This window comes from Thalassoglobus sp. JC818 (genome assembly GCF_040717535.1).
Classification (GTDB): Bacteria; Planctomycetota; Planctomycetia; order Planctomycetales; family Planctomycetaceae; genus Thalassoglobus.
In genome coordinates this window covers 277593-297411 of the sequence record NZ_JBFEFI010000006.1, presented here as the reverse complement: position 1 = coordinate 297411, position 19819 = coordinate 277593, and the positions used below count along the sequence as shown (strand labels likewise).

The following is a 19819-nucleotide window of genomic DNA, read 5'->3' as shown; positions in this document are numbered from 1 at the left end:
GATAAGGACGTTGTTTAATGCTCTCTCGCTTGCGAACCGTTTTTACAATTCCCGAGCTTCGCCAGAAGATTTACATCACGCTGATCTTGCTGGCAGTGTATCGGATGGGCTTTTCGATTCCGCTGCCATTCATCGACCAGGCGCAGTTCGCGGAAACATTCAAGAAGATGGCAAGCCAGCAGGGAATGGGGCAAATGCTCCAAGCTGTTGCTTTGCTTTCAGCTTCTCAACTTGGAAACGCGACGATCTTCGGGCTTGGAATCATGCCGTATATCTCGGCATCGATCATCTTCCAGTTGCTGGGACAGGTCTATCCACCGCTTGAAGCTCTTCAGAAAGAAGGCGAAACCGGTCGGAAGAAGATCAACGAATATACTCGGTACGCAACAGTCGCTATCTGTCTTGCTCAGAGTTACTTCTGGATTCGCGTGTTGAGCGGCGGTGGGATTGGAAACGGTTTGGTGCTCGAAGAGTACAATACTTTCTTCTTCCACATAGTGGCCACGATCACGATGACGACCGGAACGCTTCTGCTGATGTGGATCGGTGAGCAGATCGACGAATATGGGATCGGCAACGGAATCAGCCTGTTGATCATGGCAGGTATTCTGGCTCAGATGCCGTCGGCGGGAATGGAACTGCTGCGACCTGCGATGAGAAGCGGGATCGGGCTCGGAACCGACGCCGGAATTGATAAGTTGTTGCCGCTGGGAGTGATCTTTGTCGCGGTTGTTCTGGGCGTCATTGCGATCACTCAGGCAACGCGAAGGATTCCAATTCAAAGTGCTAAACACGTTCGCGGTCGGCGTGTTTTGGGCGGGCAACGACAGTTTCTTCCATTGCGAGTGAATCAGGCTGGCGTGATGCCAATCATTTTTGCATCCAGCTTGCTTATGTTCCCAATGTTTATCTTCAGCTGGTTGAGTCAGCAGTTCCCAGAAAACTGGTTCCTGGCTCAGGCAGAAGGGACGTTCTCCGGTGGACGTGGACTCGTTTACAACTTGTTGAATGTCGCTTTGATCTTCTTCTTCTGTTACTTCTGGACGAGCATCACCTTCAACCCGAAGGACATGGCTGAGAACTTGAAGGACTATGGAAGCTTCGTTCCGGGTTATCGTCCTGGGACGCACACAGAACGATATCTCGATCAGGTGATGACTCGCATTACCTATGTCGGAGCAGGGTTCCTCGCATTGATTGCAATCATCCCGACACTCGTCGCCATGGGAATGGATATTTCATTCCTAGTAGCCAGTTTCTACGGGGGAACCGGCCTTCTGATTGTCGTCTCTGTGGCTCTGGACCTTGTTCAGAAAATTGACAGCCATCTTGTGATGCGAAACAAGCCAGGAATGCTGGAGTCAGAAGAAGTTTAATTGGAAGTATCGAGCTTCAATTTTAGTTTGAGAATCAACACCCGGCGTGAGCCGGGTGTTTTCGTTTGATTCAGCAGAACTGTGAGACAGCGAGTCTGGGAGCTTGTCATGATTACGCTGAAAAGTAAGCGTGAAATCGGATTGATGCGAGATGCTGGTGAGCTCGTCGCTCGTGCTCATCGGATTGTTCGAGAGATGATCGAACCCGGTGTGACGACTCTGGAAATCGATCAAGCGGTCGAGGAATTCTTCGCAGCTCAGGACGCAGAACCGCTCTTCAAAGGGTATCCCGGTGAAGGCACAACCCCGTTCCCGTCCGTGACGTGCATGAGTCCGAACGAACAGGTTGTCCATGGAATTCCTTCGACGGAACCCCTGAAGAGTGGGGATATCTTGAGTGTTGACACCGGCTGCCGAATTCACGGTTGGTGCGGTGATGCTGCCTGGACCTATCCGGTAGGCGATGTTGATGCGGAGTCGCAACACCTGCTCGATGTCGGTGAAGAAATGTTGAACGTTGCCATCGAGCAGATGGGCAGGCAGAAGAAGTGGTCGACAGTGGCCAAGAAGATGATGAAGCTCGCCAAAACAAAACGGCTGTCTCTGGTGGAACAGTTCGTGGGACACGGGATTGGCCGAGAAATGCACGAAGGGCCTCAGGTTCCCAACTACACAACGGAATCTCTGCAACGGGATGACTTCGAACTTCAGCCCGGATTGGTGTTGGCGGTCGAGCCAATGTTGAACGGCGGAACTTCGGACATTCGAGTCCTGAAAGATCAGTGGACAGTGGTGACTGCCGATGGCAAACGAAGCGTCCACTTCGAACACACAGTCGCGTTGACCGAAGATGGTCCGATTCGTCTGACTGAAGGCGTGGGCGAAAAGTAAGTGTTCGCCACGATGGCAATTTGGCGAACAGGTCGAACAGCAAGTCATTGAATGGCTTGAGTGCCTTTGGGGGTGGTGTTTCATTAGAATCGCCAGCTGACGAGCGATGGAAGCCACTTGCTTGGTAAGTGGGTGATGTTCTGAAGACCAACAGGCAGAGAGACTATGGTTTCACTTCTCTCGATAGTGCGTGGCTGTTCTCAGTATTGTCGTTGTCCTCAACGGCGATTCAGACTCGCGACCCGGGTACTGCTTCTCAGCCTCTCGTTTCTATTGATGGGGCTGTCTGACAACAAACTCTGTGCCGAGCAGACACAACGCCCCAACATCCTTCTCATTCTGGCGGACGATTTGGGTTACGGTGACGTCGGCTGTTACAACCCTGAATCGAAGGTTCCGACGCCGCATGTGGATGGGCTCGCGGCTGAAGGCATGAAATTCACCGATGCGCATAGTCCTTCCACGGTTTGTACGCCAACGCGGTACAGCTTGTTGACCGGGCAGATGGCGTTTCGATTGGATTATCGCGGAGTCTTCAGCGGTGCGGGTGGACCCTGTCTGATTACTGATGATCGTTTGACGTTGCCGGAGATGCTGAGAGATGAAGGTTATGCCACTGCTATGTTCGGGAAGTGGCATGTCGGGATGACTTTTTTCGACGAGCAAGGAGAGTCGATTACCGAGAATGGGCTCGAATGCGTCGAGCGGATTGATTACTCGCGAGCCATTCCGGACGGACCGGTCGATCGCGGATTCGATCAGTTTTTTGGGACAGCTTGTTGCCCGACAACTGACTGGCTGTACGCGTACATTGAGAACGACCTCATTCCATTTCCTCCGGTGAGTGTGCTTGATCGATCGCGGTTGCCCAAGCACGAGTGGTCGTTTGACTGTCGCAAGGGGCTCGTCGCTCCCGGGTTTGATCACGAAGAAGTTGACCTCGTTTTCCTTGAGAAGAGTCTGCAGTTTCTTGATGACCATGTGGAGCGAAATCCAGAGAAGCCTTTCTTCCTGTTCCACTCCATGCAGGCTGTCCACCTGCCGTCGTTTCCGGGCAAGGTCTATCAGGGAAAGACTGAGGCAGGCCCTCATGGCGACTTCATCTTCGAGTTTGATGACATTGTTGGTCAGCTTACGAAGAAGCTGGGCGAACTCGGAATCGCTGAGAAAACCATCGTTGTCGTGACCAGCGACAATGGTCCGGAAGTGGGAACTGTTGTCAATATGCGTGAGCGATATCAGCACGACGGAGCGAATCCCTGGCGCGGGATGAAACGTGACAACTGGGAAGGGGGGCATCGAGTTCCGTTGATTGTTCGATGGCCCGGAGTTGTGAAGGCCGGAGCTGTCTCTGATCAGCTCGTTTGTCTAACGGATATCATGGCGACATGTGCTGACCTGATGGGAGTTCCTCTACCTGACGAGGCTGCTGAGGACAGCGTTTCGTTTCTCGCTGCTTTGAAAGGAGAAGACTCAGGCGCAGCGCGTGATTTCGTTCTTCATCAAACGATCAGCCTAGCACTGGCGATTCGCAAAGGGCCGTGGAAGTTTCTCGACCACAAAGGGTCGGGAGGGAATCGATACGACTCGAAACAACTACAGCAGTACGCCTTACCCGAGTCTGCACCTGCTGCGCCGGGGCAACTCTATCATCTCGAAGATGATCCGGGTGAGACTCAGAATCTCTACTACGAGCAACCGGAAATCGTGGCGGAGCTGCAGGCGCTTCTGGAAGAGTGCAAGGCTCGCGGCAATTCGAGGTTTGAACGTCACTGAGGAGTGAGCGGCGGTTGAACCGCAATGTTTGTCGTCACGGCTTGAGATGGGATTCCAGCCAATTCGACATGTGGTCGAACCATTCCAAAACTGGCTCTCATTCTGGAGGCGGATCGACAGCCCACTCAAGTCGCAAGCTTGCTTGCGGCTGGGCGATGTCGAAGACTTCCATTCCGACTTTTCCGACATCTTCAGTCAAGCTGTCGCGGTCGTTCGACCATGGCCAGATGAACGGCAGTCTGATTTCATTTGCTCGGGCGAGGATCGATTCGAATTCATCCATTTCGATCGTGGCGTCTTGAACGGTAATGGTTGGAATCGGAATGAACGCCGCGCATGAGTGTTGATCCTCGCTGAATTCGAAGACTCTCTTCATGTCTGAGGAACGGTTCCAGATCGCTTTGCGAAGGAGTAGAGATTGGTCCTTAAACGGATGAAAGACCGTCAGTGTTTCTGGTTCGTAATCGTGAAATCCATCAGCGGTGCGCCAGAACATGAGCCTTGGTCTCCCAAACCGTAGTCCTCGCTCATTGTCGAGTTTTGGGTTTAGATACTCGCTGTTTCTCAAGCTGTCCCATGCACGACAGGTTAGTGTTCGGATGTGGTTTCGGAGTTCAGAATGATCTAACACTTCGCTATCACGAGCACTCTGCTCATTCCTTTCTGATTGGGGTTCAAGATTGTCGGATTCTCAGTTCAGAATTGCTCCCAGCAAGTAAGTTAGCATGCATTTTCTGTCAGCAGATGCTTTGAAAACTAAGCTGCGAGTACTGTAATGGAAGCTTGAACGCGTTGATTGATATTCGACACTCTTCCGTTCCTGTCGGTCAAGCGAGCAGGTGGTGAATCAAAAGTCCTCTTGCTGATTGCTCATTGCAATCGCAAACAGCAACAACCAGTTTGTTTGGAAGCTGCTCAAGATGCTTGGTGACGTCGCTTCTTCTTCACATCTTCATCTGGTTGAAAAGGTGCCGGCATTTGTCGGAGACTGGTGCTGCGAGGCTTGGATTCGAAATTTTCTTATGGCATGATGCCGGGAACGAGTTTGCTGCCCGGGGAAGAGAATTGCGGTGGTGTAATTCTCTATGCGGGGCTACCGGGTGGTTCCATACAAGTTCTGGATTCAGAGCTAAGAAAGTGAAACCATGTTGAGAAGCACGCTGTTTCTTGCGATTGCGATGACGCTGTTCGGTGTCGATCAGCAATCGACTTTTGCTCAAGACAAACCCAATATTCTTGTGATCTGGGGAGACGATATCGGCATTCCGCAGATCAGTGCATATTCACGCGGGATGATGGGATACAAAACGCCGAACATTGATCGTATCGCCAATGAGGGGATGCTTTTCACAGACGCTTACGGTCAGCAAAGTTGTACAGCTGGTCGAGCGAGCTTCATTCTCGGTCAGGAACCATTCCGAACGGGGCTTCTCACGATCGGGATGCCCGGTGATGATCACGGGATTACAGAGTGGATGCCGACCATTGCCAACGTCTTGAAAGATCAAGGCTATGCAACCGGTCAGTTCGGAAAGAATCACCTCGGCGATCAGGACAAGCATTTGCCGACCAACCACGGTTTCGATGAGTTCTTCGGCAACTTGTATCACTTGAACGCGGAAGAAGAGCCAGAAGGCTATTTCTATCCGAAGGACCCGGAGTTCAAAAAGCGATTCGGACCACGTGGAGTGATTCGCTCTTCTGCGGATGGGAAAATCGAGGATACCGGAGCGCTGACAAGTAAGCGGATGGAAACGATCGATGAAGAATTCCTGGACGCGGGGAAAGACTTCATTGAACGACAGGTGAAAGCGGAGAAACCGTTCTTCATGTGGTTCAATTCCACTCGCATGCATGTCTTCACCCATCTCAAAAAGGAATCGTACGGCAAGACCGGCATGGGAATTCATGCAGACGGAATGGTTGAGCACGACGGACATGTCGGACAGCTCTTAGATCTGCTGGACGAACTTAAGATCGCGGAAAACACCATTGTCATCTACAGCACTGACAATGGGGCGGAAATCGCACTGTGGCCGGATGGAGCGATGACACAGTTCCGAAGCGAGAAGGGAACGACTTGGGAAGGTGGATTCCGCGTTCCGATGATGATTCGCTGGCCTGGTGTTATCGATCCGGGAAGTGTCTCGAACGAAATTATTTCGAACCTCGACTGGTTCCCGACGTTGTGTGCTGCTGCCGGTGCAACAGATGTGAAAGAAGAACTGGCTAAAGGAACCAAGCTCGATGGAACAGATTTCCGTGTTCACCTCGACGGGTTCAATTTTGTTCCCTACTTCAAAGGGGAGCAAGATAAGGGGCCACGCGAGCAGATCTTCTACTTCGATCAGGGCGGGAACCTGAATGCCATCCGATGGCAAGACTGGAAAGTTGCCTTTGCACAGAACGAGGGGAACATTGCTGCCGGAACTCGGAAAGTGACGTCGTGGGCGATGATCACGAATCTGCGTATGGACCCGTATGAAAAAGCGATGGACGAAGGGGGAAGTTATCTCGACTGGTACGCTCGACAGATTTGGTTGCTCGTCCCGATTCAGCAGCAGATCAAGGCTTTCTTTGCAGACTTCAATGATTACCCGTTCCAGACGGGAACTTCGCTCAATGCAGCTGGAATCAACTATGGATTGTTGAAGCAGCAAGATGCACTGAAGCGGCTCAAGGAACTTGAGAGCATGAAGCCTCGTTAAGATTCGTTACGTGAATTTGCTGCGATTCTTGAGAGTGAGTTGATTGAGAATTGTGCGTTTAGCCCCGGGTGACTCACCCGGGGCTAAATTGTTGTTATTGAGTTCGCTACATGCGCCAGTCGGTGATGAAATCCCATGGGCGTGGTGGACGATCGAGTTCGGTATTGTGTCGCTCAATGTACCGGACGCGATTGAAAACCGTTTGTTCGTCGAAGCAATATCTTTTGTCGTAGCCAGTCGTCCAGATCGGTCGCCCCGGCCGCAAATGGTATCTCACCGCATCTTTCGCGCACTTAGCGATGACTCCGGGCTCATGGCACGACGCGCTGACCAGAAAGTGGACGTGCCAGCTTCGAATGGCCATCGCGAGAATCTTGACGTCTGAGCGTTGGGTCAGTTGTGTTCCGATCTTGTCCCCGATTTCGAACCACTGATCTTCGTCGAAGTAGAATGGGGCATGTTTCATCCGTGCGCGATCGGATGCTTCAAGTTGTGGGTTTTCAGAGTAGACTTGGCCGTGCTGAACCCAACCGCGTTGATCACCACGGAGCCATGTTCCGTACGTCGTGAACGTAAACATGGTTGCGAGGATGTTCGAACTCATGGCCCGTGTGTTTCAGTTTCTTGAACGGCGTGCGGATTTGAATTCTAGATTCAAATTGAGTTTTGCACTTTAGCAACGTGTGATTCAAAAATTAGCCCCGGGTGAGTCACAATTTAGCCCCGGGTGAGTCACCCGGGGCTAAGTGCGTAATCATGTTGAGCGTCGCAACTTTGGTTATGAGCAGCCCATGCTGTTGCCGCAGTTGTGACAGAGATAACAGTTGCCGTTGCGGCAAGTGATGGCTCCGCAGTTGTCGCATGCGGGGGCATCCGACTGGAATTCTGCGAACTGGCTGGATCGGTCGTTCACTTCGAGATGAAGGACCTCCAGATTCTGCGAAGTCATCTGCTCGGCGGGTTGCTGACCATTGGTCTCTGTAGAGCGATGGCCGTTGCCATTGGTACTGTGGCCGTTGGAATGTTGGCCTTGTGGCTCTTGAGTCTTTTTCGGAGCGTTGGCTCGTTCGAAAACTCGAGCAGCGACCTTTGAAGCGGCGTCCTGTGCTTCTCCCTCTGCGTCGTCATGATGCGAGGGTTTAGTGGGGTTTGCCGACTTGTCTCCGTCGTCCCGCTTCGGCGTGTTCGCTTCGCGGTAGCCGTCGATGAACGTAATGCCGAGCCATCGGAAGATGTAATCGACAACACTCTTGGCGACGGGGATGTCCGGGTTGGTGGTCCAACCGGAAGGCTCAAATCGGGCGTGACTGAACTTGTTCACAAGGGCATCAAGCGGCACTCCGAATTGAAGTGCGAGCGACGTTTCCGTGCCGATCACATCCATGAGACCACCGATCGTCGATCCTTCTTTCGCCATGACGATGAAGAGTTCGCCGGGGGCTCCGTCTTCGAAGAGACCAACAGTGATGTAGCCTTCGTGACCACCAACATTGAATTTGTGGGTGAGCGATTGTCGGGTGTCCGGGAGCCGTCTGCGTTTTGGCCGGTCGGACGAGCCAGCTTTGCGGTCGCCTTCTTTCTTGGTGGCGAGAGGCTGGCTCTGCTTGGAACCATCGCGGTAAATCGCGAGGGCTTTGAGGCCGAGTTTCCAACCTTCGATGTAGGCGTTCTCGATGTCTTCCACGGTCGAAGTGGAAGGCATGTTGACTGTCTTGGAAATGGCTCCCGACAGGAACGGCTGAGCTGCCGCCATCATGCCGACGTGTCCACGCCAGTGAATCGAGCGGCTGCCGTTGGCAGGCTTGAAAGCACAGTCAAAGACGGGCAGGTGATCATCCTTGAGGCCAGGAGCTCCCTCGATCGTCTCGTTTTCCTCGAGGTACTCCAGAATCCCTTTGATTTCCGGTTCATCGTATCCGAGAACCTGCAGCGAGTGTGGGACCGTCTGGTTGACGATTTTCATCATTCCGCCGCCAGCGAGTTGCTTGTATTTGATGAGTGCGATGTCCGGTTCGATGCCGGTGGTGTCGCAGTCCATCATGAAGGCGATTGTTCCCGTCGGTGCGAGGACTGTTGCCTGAGCATTGCGGTAACCGTTTTGTCGGCCCAGCTGCAGGCACTCGTTCCAGACTTGTCGGGCTGCATCTTGCAGGTAGGCAGGGCAGGAAGAGTCGATATTCTCGACGGCGTTTCGATGCATCTGCATGACGTTGAGCATCGGTTGTTCGTTGTCACGGTAACCCGCGAACGGTCCGATGTTGCCAGCGATTTCGGCGGAGGTTCGATATCCTTCGCCGTTGAGAATCGCGGTCAAAGCACCGCAAATTCCACGTCCAGCATCGCTGTCGTAAGGAATACCCATCGTCATCAGCAAGCTGCCAAGGTTGGCGTATCCAAGACCGAGCGGTCGATAGAGATGGGAGTTCTCAGCGATCGCTGGAGTTGGGTAACTCGCGTGATCGACGAGGATTTCCTGGGCTGTGATGAAGATCGAACAAGCTCTTCGGAAACGTTCGACATCGAAGGAACCGTCTGGTCGCATCATCTTCTTAAGGTTGATGCTCGACAGGTTGCAGGCGGTGTCGTCGAGGAACATGTATTCCGAACATGGGTTCGATGCATTGATCGGTCCGGAGTTCTTACAGGTGTGCCAGCTGTTGATGGTGGTGTCGTACTGGACGCCCGGATCTCCACACTGCCACGTGCCTTCGGCCATGGCTCGCAGGATTTCTCGGGCTTTGTAGGTGGGGCCGTCTTTGCTGGGATCAGTGACCCAGCGTGTGGTCCAGTCCGAGTCGTTTTCGACAGACTGCATGAACTCGTCGCTGAGGCGAACTGAAAGGTTCGCGTTCTGGAACATGATCGACGAGTACGCTTCGCCGTTGAAGTTCGAGTCGTATTCGCCGCTGGCGATGAGCGTGTGGGCTTTCTTTTCTTCCTTGGTTTTACATTGAATGAAATCCATCACGTCAGGATGCCAGTCTTTGATCGACTGCATCTTGGCTGCACGGCGAGTCTTTCCTCCGGACTTCACGACAGCTGCGATCTGGTCGTACACTCGCATGAACGAGAGTGGGCCCGAAGGTGTTCCGCCCCCGGAGAGTTTTTCGCGAGAGCTGCGGATGGTGGACAGATCTGTGCCGGTTCCTGATCCGAATTTGAAGAGCATTGCTTCGGACGTGGCGAGTCGCATGATGCCGTCCATCGAGTCTTCGACGGACTGAATGAAACATGCGGACGCCTGCGGGAATTCGTAAGGAGTTTCCGGACGCTCGATCCGTTTTGTGTTTGGATCGAAGTGGTAGTTGCCTTGCGAGCCTTTCACTCCGTATTCATGAAACAGGCCGACGTTGAACCAGACCGGCGAGTTGAATGAGCCGTGCTGATGTGTGCACAGCCAGGCGAGTTCGCGGTAGAAGGTTTCTCCATCTTCAGGAGTGGCGAAGTACCCGTCCTGAATTCCCCAGTTCGCGATGGTTCGGGCAACACGGTAGATGACTTGCCGAACGCTTGTTTCGCGTTGCGGAGTTCCTGGTTCTCCAAAGAAATATTTTGAGACGACAACATTCGTCGCCAACGCAGACCAGCTGGACGGGACGAGGCATTCATTCTGTTCGAACAGAACACCACCGTTTTCGTCTTTAATCTGGGCTGATCGTGGAACCCAATTGACTGTTTCAAACGGGTCGGCGCCGGCGGGACAGAAATAAGGATCGACACGCAACCCTTGTACTCCAGCACCCTGAAAGTTCGTCTGCGACACCGTCATTCCTTCTGAATTGTGCATCGTGCACCTCTCCACTCTGCATCGTTTCTCGTCTCATTCGATCAGCAACGCGCTCAATCGAAACGCTCACTACGCACTCACGCCCCCAAATGTCAGCTCACGAGCTCCGTCCGCGCAGCATGAACGCTACTGAATTCTTGTGCAGTGTACGTGCGTGACGTACCTATAGTATCGGATGCAGAAAGAACCGGCAGTGGCCAAACTGGACAGAAACAGGAGATTGACACAATTTATTGTGTGAAGCTCGTCGATTGACGCAAGATATTGTGAAGCGAGCGATGGGGGTCAACTATAAATTCTCTGTTCAGATTGTCAATTTCGATTGCTCCGCAGCTTCACCTGTGAGAGGCACCGATTGACCAAACTTCAATACTGTGTTGGACTAACGATTTCCCAAATCTTTGGAGAATAGATCCAAGTCCGTCAATTCCTCCAAATACCCGATCTTGTTGTTTGCTCGTTTGAGAAACACAAGTCAATGTGTTCGAAAGAGTTGTGACAAGCCGGTAGCGATACATGATTCGTAAGTTGTGTCCGCGATGTCAGCTTCCAAAACTGGTTTCAGAAGCGACTTCATCTGGTGGTTGGCGAAAGCAGATCGATGGATGGGAGCAATTGCGTCAGCGTCGCCCGATGACCGACGACACGATGCTTTTCAGCAAGGCTTTCGCTGCGTGCGATTTCGTGATGACTGGTCGTTGACGCCAGACGTTGTAGTCGAGTCGGGTAATTTCATCGAGAACCATCTGTCCGCCGCGAGAAAAGAGGTCCACGACGATTCGCCATCGCCCAGAGAGTGATCGAACCAGCGGTTCGCCCTCGCGAAACAGCTCACGAGTCCGGTCGACTTCAAATTCGAGCAGCTGTCGGAACTCCGGTGTGAACCGTTTGTCTTCAAGATCTTCGTCAGAATACCCGAATCGCTCACGATCCTCTCGTGGAAGATAAACGCGTCCGATGTCGTGATCGCGAGAGACGTCTTGCCAGAAGTTGGCGAGTTGCAGGCCGGTGCAGATTGAGTCGGAGCAGCGAAGATTTTCCGGGTGAGGAGAACCGATCAGGTGCAAAACGATGCGACCGACCGGATTGGCGCTGCGGCGACAGTAGTCGGTGAGTTGAGAAAACGTGTCGTAGTTTTGAACGGACTGGTCCTGTTCAAACGCAGAAATCAGATCTTCAAACGGGTCGATCGGGATGGAGAATTTCTCGATCGTTGGTTTGAGCGCGACGTAAATCGGATGGCTGACCTGGCCCTCGTAGCAGCGATGCAGTTCGCTCTTCCACCAACTGAGAAGTCTGAGTGATTCCTCCGGTGACCCGGTCTCGTCCCCTAAATCATCCGCCCACCGACAGAATCCATAGACATTTGCGAAGTGCTGACGCAGGTCACGCGGGACGACTTTCGTCACAACTGGAAAATTCTCGTAGTGAGTGGTCGCTAGTTGCCGGGTGTACTGCTCAGCTTCGGACAGATTGAGCGGTGCTCCGGTGCCATCCGGGCCCCATTTCTTCAGATCCTCAATCACAGATGACATACGCCTGACCATAAAAAAAGGACGCACTGATTCGTGCGTCCCTGTTTTCTGAATATCCGTTCAGATGCAGCTGATCGTTCTCAGGTTTTGTCCTAAGTTTTGATCATCTTACGCTTTGCGCGGCGAGCTTGTGCACTGGCCGGGCGTTTTCCGTGATTCGCTTTCTTCAGTTTTCGCTGTGTCTTTGCCATCGGTTTCTCACTCAGCTAATGATACTTCACCCTCAGAGGGGTGGGTTTTGTCAAATTCGAGCAGAGGATTATAGACGCTTTTCACCAATTTGAAAAGGAACCCTCTGCGAAGTTGACGCGCGGCGGATTGCCTGATTCTCAGTTATCGACCGGAAATCCATCACAGATCATCGACGAGATTCGAAGTCGTTCGCAAATCTGATCGATGAGAAGCCACAACGCAAGATGACCTGTCACCCCGAGTACGATTTCAGAGTGGCAGGTCATCGAGTTCCGTTGTATCTCGTTCCAGGAAATCAGGCAGTCTGGGCAGCGTGTTTGCCTTCGGCAAATTCTTCGATTGCTTTCTTGCAGAATGCAGGGAGGTCGTCGGGATTGCGGCTGGTGACCAGCCCTTCATCGCAGACACACTCTTCGTCGACCCAGTGAGCACCCGCGTTTTTGAGGTCTGTTTTCAGGCTCGGCCAGGAAGTGACTTTTCTGTCGAGGACGACATCCGCTTCGATCAGCGTCCACAGACCGTGGCAAATGGCAGCGACGGGCTTCCCTTGTTCGAAGAATTCGCGAACAAATTGAACGGAGTTTTCGTCCATGCGGAGCGAGTCGGGATTGGCAACGCCGCCGGGAAGAACGAGACCATCGAAGTTTTCAGCTGCGACCGATCGAACGTTCTCGTCGACCGAGAAGAGATCTCCTTTTTCGTCGTGGTTCATTCCCTGAATTTTTCCGTCTTTGGGTGAGACGAGAACGACGTTCGCTCCTGCTTCCTGAATGGCTTCCCATGGCTGAGTGAGTTCGACCTGTTCAAAGCCATCGGTGGCCAGGAAAGCGATTCTCTTGTTGTGAAGCGGCTGATCAGCCATTTGCGGTCCTCCTGAGGGGTAACAGTGAATCTCTTCCAAAATTTCTGGACGAATCGATCAATAAATCAGAGTCCCGTCCGAATCCTCAAGATTCGGGGTTATTTGGAAGAAGCAATCGGGATATTTCTGAATACAATCGATAAGCAATTCGAATGCCGGAGTTCCCTATCCTCGGAAGTTCACGTTGAGTGGACCTCAGGTTTCAAACTGGACTGTTTCGCGGGTGTCTCCGCACTTGTTTGAAATCATTTCTCTTTGATGGATGCAGCGATCGCTGCGACAAAAGGCTGCAAACTCGAGTTGAAGATGCATCGTCTCGAGTGATTCGACTCTCACTTGTTTTTAGAATGTGCGGAGATTGGATTTATCGTTCGCCGAGAACGATTGACGTGATTTCCAAGAGATAAGAGACTCGTTCGAAGAGAGCAGAATTTCATTGCCTCTTTCAAAACGATCAAAAGGTCACCCTGAATGAAAGCGGAGCAAACGAACGCAAATGCGTCTCGTCCGTTAGTTGTAGGCATCGGAGCCTCGGCTGAGGGAGTCGATGCTATTTGTGAATTGCTTTCGGCTCTGGGGGAAGCCTCTGAGATGGCTGTGCTGATCGCAGGTCACTTCGGCTCGGATGGCAGTGCTGGGGTGGTTGGGAAGATTGCGGACGCGACGTCGATGGAAGTCGTCGAAGTCACTCAATCCGCAAAGCTGTTAGGCAATACAGTTTACCTGTCCGGAAATGATGACGGGCTGCGAGCCTCGACCGACGAAGTTCGGTCCGGTCCCGTTGAGGATATGGAGGCTTCGGGCCCCATTGATCAATTGTTCCATTCGATTGCGCTCAGTTATGGCGATCATGGAGTTGGAGTTGTGCTTGCCGGCTCGGGGAGTGATGGTTCACTCGGGCTGAAAGAAATCAGTGACTATGGCGGCGTGACATTTGCTCAATCACTCGCAACTGCAGAGTCCGAAGCGATGCCGCGCAGTGCGGCGGACATCGGGATTGCGGATCACGTGCTGTCTCCTGATGAGATTGCAGCTGAGCTGCTGAAATATCGACGACACTTCATCGACCTCGAACGAGGTGGACGGGCGATGCACTTCCATGAAGAGGTGCGGGATTTGCTGCCTGATCTCTGTGAAACGCTGGAACAAGCGACCGGTCACGACTTTCAGCATTACAAGTCGAGTACATTGGTCCGACGCATCCAGCGGCGGATTCATGTTCTTAAATTGAATAGCGCAGACGAGTATCTCGGATACCTTCAGCATCATTCCGAAGAGGCACAGGTCCTGTTTCGAGAACTTCTGATAGGAGTGACGAGTTTCTTCCGCGATCCGGACGCGTTCGAATCGCTGCGCAGGGACGTTCTACCTTCACTCTTTGTAGGGAGGGACCCGGAAGATCCCGTCAGGATTTGGGTTGCTGGATGTGCGAATGGGGCCGAAGCGTACTCAATGTCGATCCTGTGTGAGGAAGTTTTGCGGGAGACCAATTCCAGTTGTCGTGTACAGATCTTTGCGACAGACATCGATTCACGGGCATTGAACATCGCACGGAACGGTGTTTATCCGGTCGGAATCGCCGAGCATGTTTCTTCTGAACGACTGAAACGGTTCTTCGTCCGGCGCGGCAATCAATTCCATGTTTGCAAAGAAGTCCGCGACCACGTTCTGTTTTCGTCTCACAATCTGATCAGCGATCCTCCGTTTTCGCGAATGGATCTCATTTCCTGTCGCAACCTGCTGATCTATCTTGGCTCGCATTTGCAGGACAAGCTGTTCTCCGTCTTCCACTACTCTTTAAGACCGGGAGGCTATTTGTTCCTCGGTCCGAGCGAGTCGATGACGTCGCATGGGGATCTGTTTCGTTGCGTGAATGTCAAACATCGCATCTCACAACGAAAAGGAGCATCGACACGACCCACACCGACAGCACGTGCAGCCTCTGTAGAAAGTCCGCGAAGTTCTTCTTCGCGCGGCGGATCGGAACATCTGGTCGACCTGACCGAAGTGGCCCAGCGAATGGTGCTGGACGAGTTCGCACCCAAGTACGCGGTGATTGATGAATTCGGTCAGATTCTGAACCACTCCTCTGATTTAGAGAAGTACGTCAAGTTCCAGTTTGGAGACTTCCACAACAACCTGGTGAAGATCGTCGACTCCAGTCTCCGCATTGGACTTCGTTCGTTGCTCAAAGAGGCTGTTGAGACGAGTCGCAAGGTTCAACGCGACGATTTGTCGATTCGCAGTGGAGATCAAATCCAGCGAATGATGTTGACGGTTCAGCCGATGCCCCGCCTCGGAGAGAGTGAATCGATTTACCTTGTTGTCTTCCATGAAATCGGTTTGCCAGCGACGATCAATGAGGAAGACAATTCGCACCCGCATTCAGAGACGGATGCGGACTCGTTGATTTTCCATCTCGAACGCGAATTGGAATCGACTCGCTACGATCTCGACAAGTCGCTGCAGGACATGGAAGCAGCGAATGAAGAGTTGAAGTCATCGAATGAAGAACTCCTCTCGATGAACGAGGAGCTTCAATCCGCAAACGAAGAACTTGAAGCATCGAAGGAAGAGATTCGAGAAGGAAGCCTCGCTCTGCAGCGAGCAAATACTGACCTCGAGAATCTTCTGCGCAGCACTCAGATCGCGGCCGTGTTTCTGGATGGAGAGTTGAATGTCCGCAGTTTCACGCCCGCCATTCAGGAGATCTACAGCTTATTAAACTCTGATATTGGACGTCCTCTGGAGAGATTTGTGCCTCTCGTGGACGACATGCCCAAGCTTCCCAGCTTCGAGCAAATCGTCGATGAGGGTGTCGTCGAACACACTGTCATCGCGCAGTCAGGCAAAGCTTACTTGCGGCGTGTCCTTCCTTATCGAGCTTATTCCGGAGAGTGCGAAGGGATTGTTGTCACTTTCATTGACGTGACTCAGCTGCGCGAAAGTCAGGAACTCTTCCAACTGCTGGTGGATGCTTCCGCACAGATTGTGTGGGTGACAGATGCCGATGGAACAGTCACGGAGGACTCACCAAGTTGGCGGGCATTTACAGGGCAGACATTCGAAGAATGGATCGGTGAGGGCTGGCAGGACGCACTTCATCCAGCTGACCTTCCCGGGCTGGTGGAACACTGGCAGGCGGCTGTTGCCAGCGGCGAACAGATGCATCACGAGTACCGACTCCAGCATCATGAGGGAGGATACCGCTGGACACAGGTGAGGGCAGTCGCTCAACGAACAGTCGACGGTTCAATTCACCGCTGGGTGGGAATGAACATCGATATCGATGATCGCAAGCGTGCAGAAAGGGAGTTGGAAAAGGCCAAGATTCGACTCGACCTGTCGTTCGAAGCCAGCGAGATGGCTCCCTGGAGTTGGGACATTCCGACGGGCGAAGTCGTCTCGAATGAAAACCTCAACCGGTTGTTTGGGTTTCCTCCCAATCAAGACATCACGACCAAAGAGTTCATCGAACGTATCGACGAAGCGGACCGAGAACGCGTTCTGGCATCAGTCGAACGCTCCGTCGAGGGCGGAGATATTTTCGAAGAAGAGTACGCCGTGCATCGAGTCGATGGTCAGCGGCGATGGCTGCGTGCTCGTGGGCGGACCCAAAAGAACGCTGAAGGAAAGGTCGAAGGGTTCTTCGGGGTGGTTTCGGACATCACCGAACGAAGGCAACGTGAGCAGGACCTCGTCGATCGAGAGGCACATCTTCGCCGAGTCATCAACAACCAACTGGGCTTGGTAGGAGTGATCGACTGCAACGGGAACCTCGTCGAAGTCGATGACAGATCGCTCGAAATCGCCCACACAACTCGGGCAGATGTGATCGGGAAGCATTTTGCGGATGCTCCGTGGTGGAGCTACGATCCGAACGTCGCTCGACAGATGCGAGAAGCGATGCAAAGAGCGTTCGATGGTGAGATCGTTCGATTCGATGTCTCTCTGTTCGCTCCTGGCGATGACGGTGTGATGATCGATTTCATGATCGCCCCAATCATGAATTCAGATGGAGAGGTTGAGTACCTCATTCCATCCGGTGTCGACATTCGCGACAGATACCGGGCGGAACAGCGACTTGTCGAAAACGAACGCAGGGTCTCTATGGCGCTGCAAGCTGGGGAAATGGCCGCCTGGGAATGGACTCCGGAGAAGAGTTTCTGGGAGCCAAAGTTATTCGAGCTGCTCGGTCTTCCTTTCGAACAATCTCCTTCGCCGGAGTTGTTCTTCTCAGTCGTTCATCCAGAAGATCTGCCCGTGCTTCAACAGCACTGGTTGGAAGCGATCGACGGCAGCAGCGACTACGAAATTCAGTTCCGTATCGTTCGGCCAAACGGGCTGGTTCGATGGATTTCTGCTGTGGGAATCGTCACTCGAGATGACGACGGGAAAGTGACTTCGATTCACGGACTCAATTGGGATATTACCGACCAGAAAGAGTACGAAATTCGACTCGAAGCGAGTGAAGAGCGTTTGCGGCTTGCTCTCAGTGCAGCCGAACTCAGCCTCTGGCAATGGGATGTCAACACAGACCTGTGGTTCTGGCTGGATGATCGATCCGAAGAAGATGAGTTTGCCTCATCGGTTCCGCTGGGATCTCTGGCTGACTTTCTGGAACGCATTCACATCGACGATCGAGCGGAGGTGGAACTCTCAATCCGCAGCGCTCTTGAAAACACAGAACCGTTTCGGTCTGAGTATCGCGTTTACAGCGACGGAGAATTTCGCTGGGTGCTCTCGCTTGCTCATCTGAGCCTGGAAGACGAGTTGTCGTCGCTTCAAATGGTCGGCGTGGAAGTTGATATCACTGAGCGAAAAAACTCCGAGTTGAATCTGAAGCTGAACGAAGAGCGATTACGCCTTGCAGGAGAAGCTTCGGGATTCGGGTCGTTCCACATCGATGTACTTAAGCGAGAACTTCATTGGTCATTCGAAGTTCGACGCATCCTCGGGTACGGCGATACCGACATCCTGACCGAATCGTTTGACGATGTTCCGCAGTTCATTCATCCAGAAGATCGAGATTCCTACGCAGCTGCGATTCGGCAGGCGCTGACCGATCCTTGGCATCCTCGCGGAGATCTGGAGCATCGAGTCATTCGTCCGGATGGTGAGGTTCGATACGTCAGGACGAACTGGCTGAGTATGTGGAACGATTCCGTCGATGGGCCGAAGGTGGAACAAGTCATTGGCACCATGCTCGACATCACTCGACAGCGAGATAACGAACGCAAGCTCGAACTCGCGCGGCAACAGGCAGAAGTCGCCAACGAGTCGAAGAGTGCATTCGTTGCCAATATGAGCCACGAAATTCGTACACCGATGACTTCAATTCTCGGTTACGCCGAATTGATTCAAGGTCGTATCACAGATCCGGAAGCCCTCGAGTATCTCCACACAATTCGTCGCAATGGTGACTATCTGCTGGAGATCATCAACGACATCCTCGACCTCTCGAAGATCGAAGCTGGCAAACTCGAAGTGGATTCAGAGAAGTTCGACCCCTCTCGGATCGTGGAAGACGTCCGCAGCATCATGGAAGTGCGTGCCACCGAAAAAGATCTGATTCTGGATGTCATCTACGCGAATCCGATTCCTGCAAAGATTCATAGCGATCCGAAACGGCTTAAGCAGATCCTTGTGAATCTCGTCGGTAATGCGATTAAGTTTACGCATCAGGGAAAAGTCACACTGACCGTCCGGACTGTGGAGAGGACTTCGCTTGAATTCAAAATTGCCGACACTGGCATTGGAATTGGGCCGGAGCAACAACAGCGTCTTTTCAAACCGTTTTCTCAGGGCGATGCTTCCGTCTCGCGACACTTTGGAGGCACGGGACTCGGGTTGGCGATCAGTCGACGGCTGACCGAAATGCTCTCTGGAACGGTGAGCGTCGAGAGTGAACTCGGAAAAGGAAGTGTGTTCACGCTTCGAATTCCCGTCGGAGACATTGGGGACGTCGAGTTCGTGGAACCGGGAAGTCCGTCGGAGTTCGAAGAGAAAACACCGGTCGCAACTCCGGTCGAGCAGATTCAACTCGATGGACGCGTTCTCGTCGTTGATGATCGAAGAGACGTTCGTTTCCTGACAAAACACATCCTGACAAAAGCCCAAGCGACCGTGCATGAATTGGAAGATGGCCAGCAGGCTGTCGAATACATCACGGAGCGTGTGAACGTCGGTGAAGTTCCGGATCTGATTCTCCTCGATATGCAGATGCCGAATCTGGACGGCTACGAGACAGCTCGGCAGCTCCGAAAAATTGGATATCAGGGACCCATTATCGCACTCACTGCTGATGCGATGCAGGGAGATATGAATCGATGCATCGAATCCGGGTGTAATGCTTATCTCAGCAAGCCGATTCACTCTCGGGCACTTGTCGAGATGGTCGACCGGTTCATGTCCAATGGAAGTTCACTCGGGAGTTGATGAATCTCCCGCCGAAGGTGACTGGAAAACGCACTTGAGCCCGTCTGGCAGGGGTTGAGATTGATCTTGTTCGAAAGCCGGTCTTCTTGATATAGCTTCTCGCGTCCAGTTGGGTTGAATTGCCCTCATCAACTCGACTCGGGTCCCATCTTGTAATTCTCAAATTCTGCGATCGGATTTCAACGGTCCATGAGTCAGTGGATGCATTCGTACAGGGAAACTGTTGAATGATTCCAGAAACCGTTCGAATTGCC

The 19819-nt window shown here is 52.7% G+C and carries 10 protein-coding genes; 5 read left to right on the top strand and 5 right to left on the bottom strand.

The genetic code is table 11. From position 1 onward, the window contains the following. Positions 1-17: 17 nt before the first annotated feature. The 3 genes from secY (at position 18) to AB1L42_RS17130 (ending at position 4043) form a co-directional block, all read left to right on the top strand. The gene (gene secY / locus AB1L42_RS17140) at positions 18-1376 is read left to right on the top strand and encodes a preprotein translocase subunit SecY (RefSeq protein WP_367058594.1); all 1359 of its coding nucleotides are present in this window, start codon (positions 18-20) and stop codon (positions 1374-1376) included. A gap of 108 nt (positions 1377-1484) precedes the next feature. Beyond that, positions 1485-2267 (top strand): type I methionyl aminopeptidase, encoded by a 783-nt coding sequence (map, locus tag AB1L42_RS17135; protein WP_367058591.1) that lies wholly within the window; start codon positions 1485-1487, stop codon positions 2265-2267. A gap of 165 nt (positions 2268-2432) precedes the next feature. Then, complete coding sequence (locus AB1L42_RS17130; RefSeq protein ID WP_367058588.1) at positions 2433-4043, top strand: arylsulfatase; 1611 nt, start codon at positions 2433-2435, stop codon at positions 4041-4043. Between the two features lie 97 nt (positions 4044-4140). On the opposite strand, the gene AB1L42_RS17125 is transcribed toward AB1L42_RS17130, so the two are convergent. After that, positions 4141-4539, bottom strand: a complete 399-nt coding sequence (locus AB1L42_RS17125) for a hypothetical protein (RefSeq protein ID WP_367058585.1) — start codon at positions 4537-4539, stop codon at positions 4141-4143. A gap of 682 nt (positions 4540-5221) precedes the next feature. Here AB1L42_RS17125 and AB1L42_RS17120 point away from each other — a divergent pair. After that, complete coding sequence (locus tag AB1L42_RS17120) at positions 5222-6751, top strand: arylsulfatase (RefSeq protein ID WP_367059065.1); 1530 nt, start codon at positions 5222-5224, stop codon at positions 6749-6751. A gap of 106 nt (positions 6752-6857) precedes the next feature. Here the strand turns inward: AB1L42_RS17120 and AB1L42_RS17115 are convergent, their stop codons facing one another. The 4 genes from AB1L42_RS17115 to AB1L42_RS17100 all read right to left on the bottom strand — a co-directional run bounded on the left by AB1L42_RS17115 (position 6858) and on the right by AB1L42_RS17100 (position 13127). Beyond that, complete coding sequence (locus AB1L42_RS17115; protein ID WP_367058582.1) at positions 6858-7355, bottom strand: hypothetical protein; 498 nt, start codon at positions 7353-7355, stop codon at positions 6858-6860. 174 nt (positions 7356-7529) lie between these two features. Then, positions 7530-10538 (bottom strand): vitamin B12-dependent ribonucleotide reductase, encoded by a 3009-nt coding sequence (locus AB1L42_RS17110; RefSeq protein ID WP_367058579.1) that lies wholly within the window; start codon positions 10536-10538, stop codon positions 7530-7532. Positions 10539-11158: 620 nt separating this feature from the next. Then, complete coding sequence (gene hpnC, locus AB1L42_RS17105; protein ID WP_367058576.1) at positions 11159-12073, bottom strand: squalene synthase HpnC; 915 nt, start codon at positions 12071-12073, stop codon at positions 11159-11161. Positions 12074-12560: 487 nt separating this feature from the next. Beyond that, a complete protein-coding gene (locus AB1L42_RS17100) occupies positions 12561-13127 on the bottom strand; it encodes a type 1 glutamine amidotransferase domain-containing protein (RefSeq protein WP_367058573.1) in 567 nt (188 codons plus the stop codon). A gap of 471 nt (positions 13128-13598) precedes the next feature. Here AB1L42_RS17100 and AB1L42_RS17095 point away from each other — a divergent pair, with 471 nt between their 5' ends. After that, a complete protein-coding gene (locus AB1L42_RS17095) occupies positions 13599-19565 on the top strand; it encodes a PAS domain-containing protein (protein ID WP_367058570.1) in 5967 nt (1988 codons plus the stop codon). Positions 19566-19819 lie beyond the last annotated feature (254 nt).

Bases quoted from the DNA above. Each gene is read 5' to 3' on its own strand.
- AB1L42_RS17110 (WP_367058579.1), bottom strand. From the start codon at position 10,538: ATGCACAATTCAGAAGGAATGACGGTGTCGCAGACGAACTTTCAGGGT.
- AB1L42_RS17100 (WP_367058573.1), bottom strand. From the start codon at position 13,127: ATGGCTGATCAGCCGCTTCACAACAAGAGAATCGCTTTCCTGGCCACC.
- AB1L42_RS17125 (WP_367058585.1), bottom strand. From the start codon at position 4,539: ATGTTCTGGCGCACCGCTGATGGATTTCACGATTACGAACCAGAAACA.
- AB1L42_RS17095 (WP_367058570.1), top strand. From the start codon at position 13,599: ATGAAAGCGGAGCAAACGAACGCAAATGCGTCTCGTCCGTTAGTTGTA.
- AB1L42_RS17120 (WP_367059065.1), top strand. From the start codon at position 5,222: ATGACGCTGTTCGGTGTCGATCAGCAATCGACTTTTGCTCAAGACAAA.
- secY (WP_367058594.1), top strand. From the start codon at position 18: ATGCTCTCTCGCTTGCGAACCGTTTTTACAATTCCCGAGCTTCGCCAG.
- AB1L42_RS17115 (WP_367058582.1), bottom strand. From the start codon at position 7,355: ATGAGTTCGAACATCCTCGCAACCATGTTTACGTTCACGACGTACGGA.
- map (WP_367058591.1), top strand. From the start codon at position 1,485: ATGATTACGCTGAAAAGTAAGCGTGAAATCGGATTGATGCGAGATGCT.
- AB1L42_RS17130 (WP_367058588.1), top strand. From the start codon at position 2,433: ATGGTTTCACTTCTCTCGATAGTGCGTGGCTGTTCTCAGTATTGTCGT.
- hpnC (WP_367058576.1), bottom strand. From the start codon at position 12,073: ATGTCATCTGTGATTGAGGATCTGAAGAAATGGGGCCCGGATGGCACC.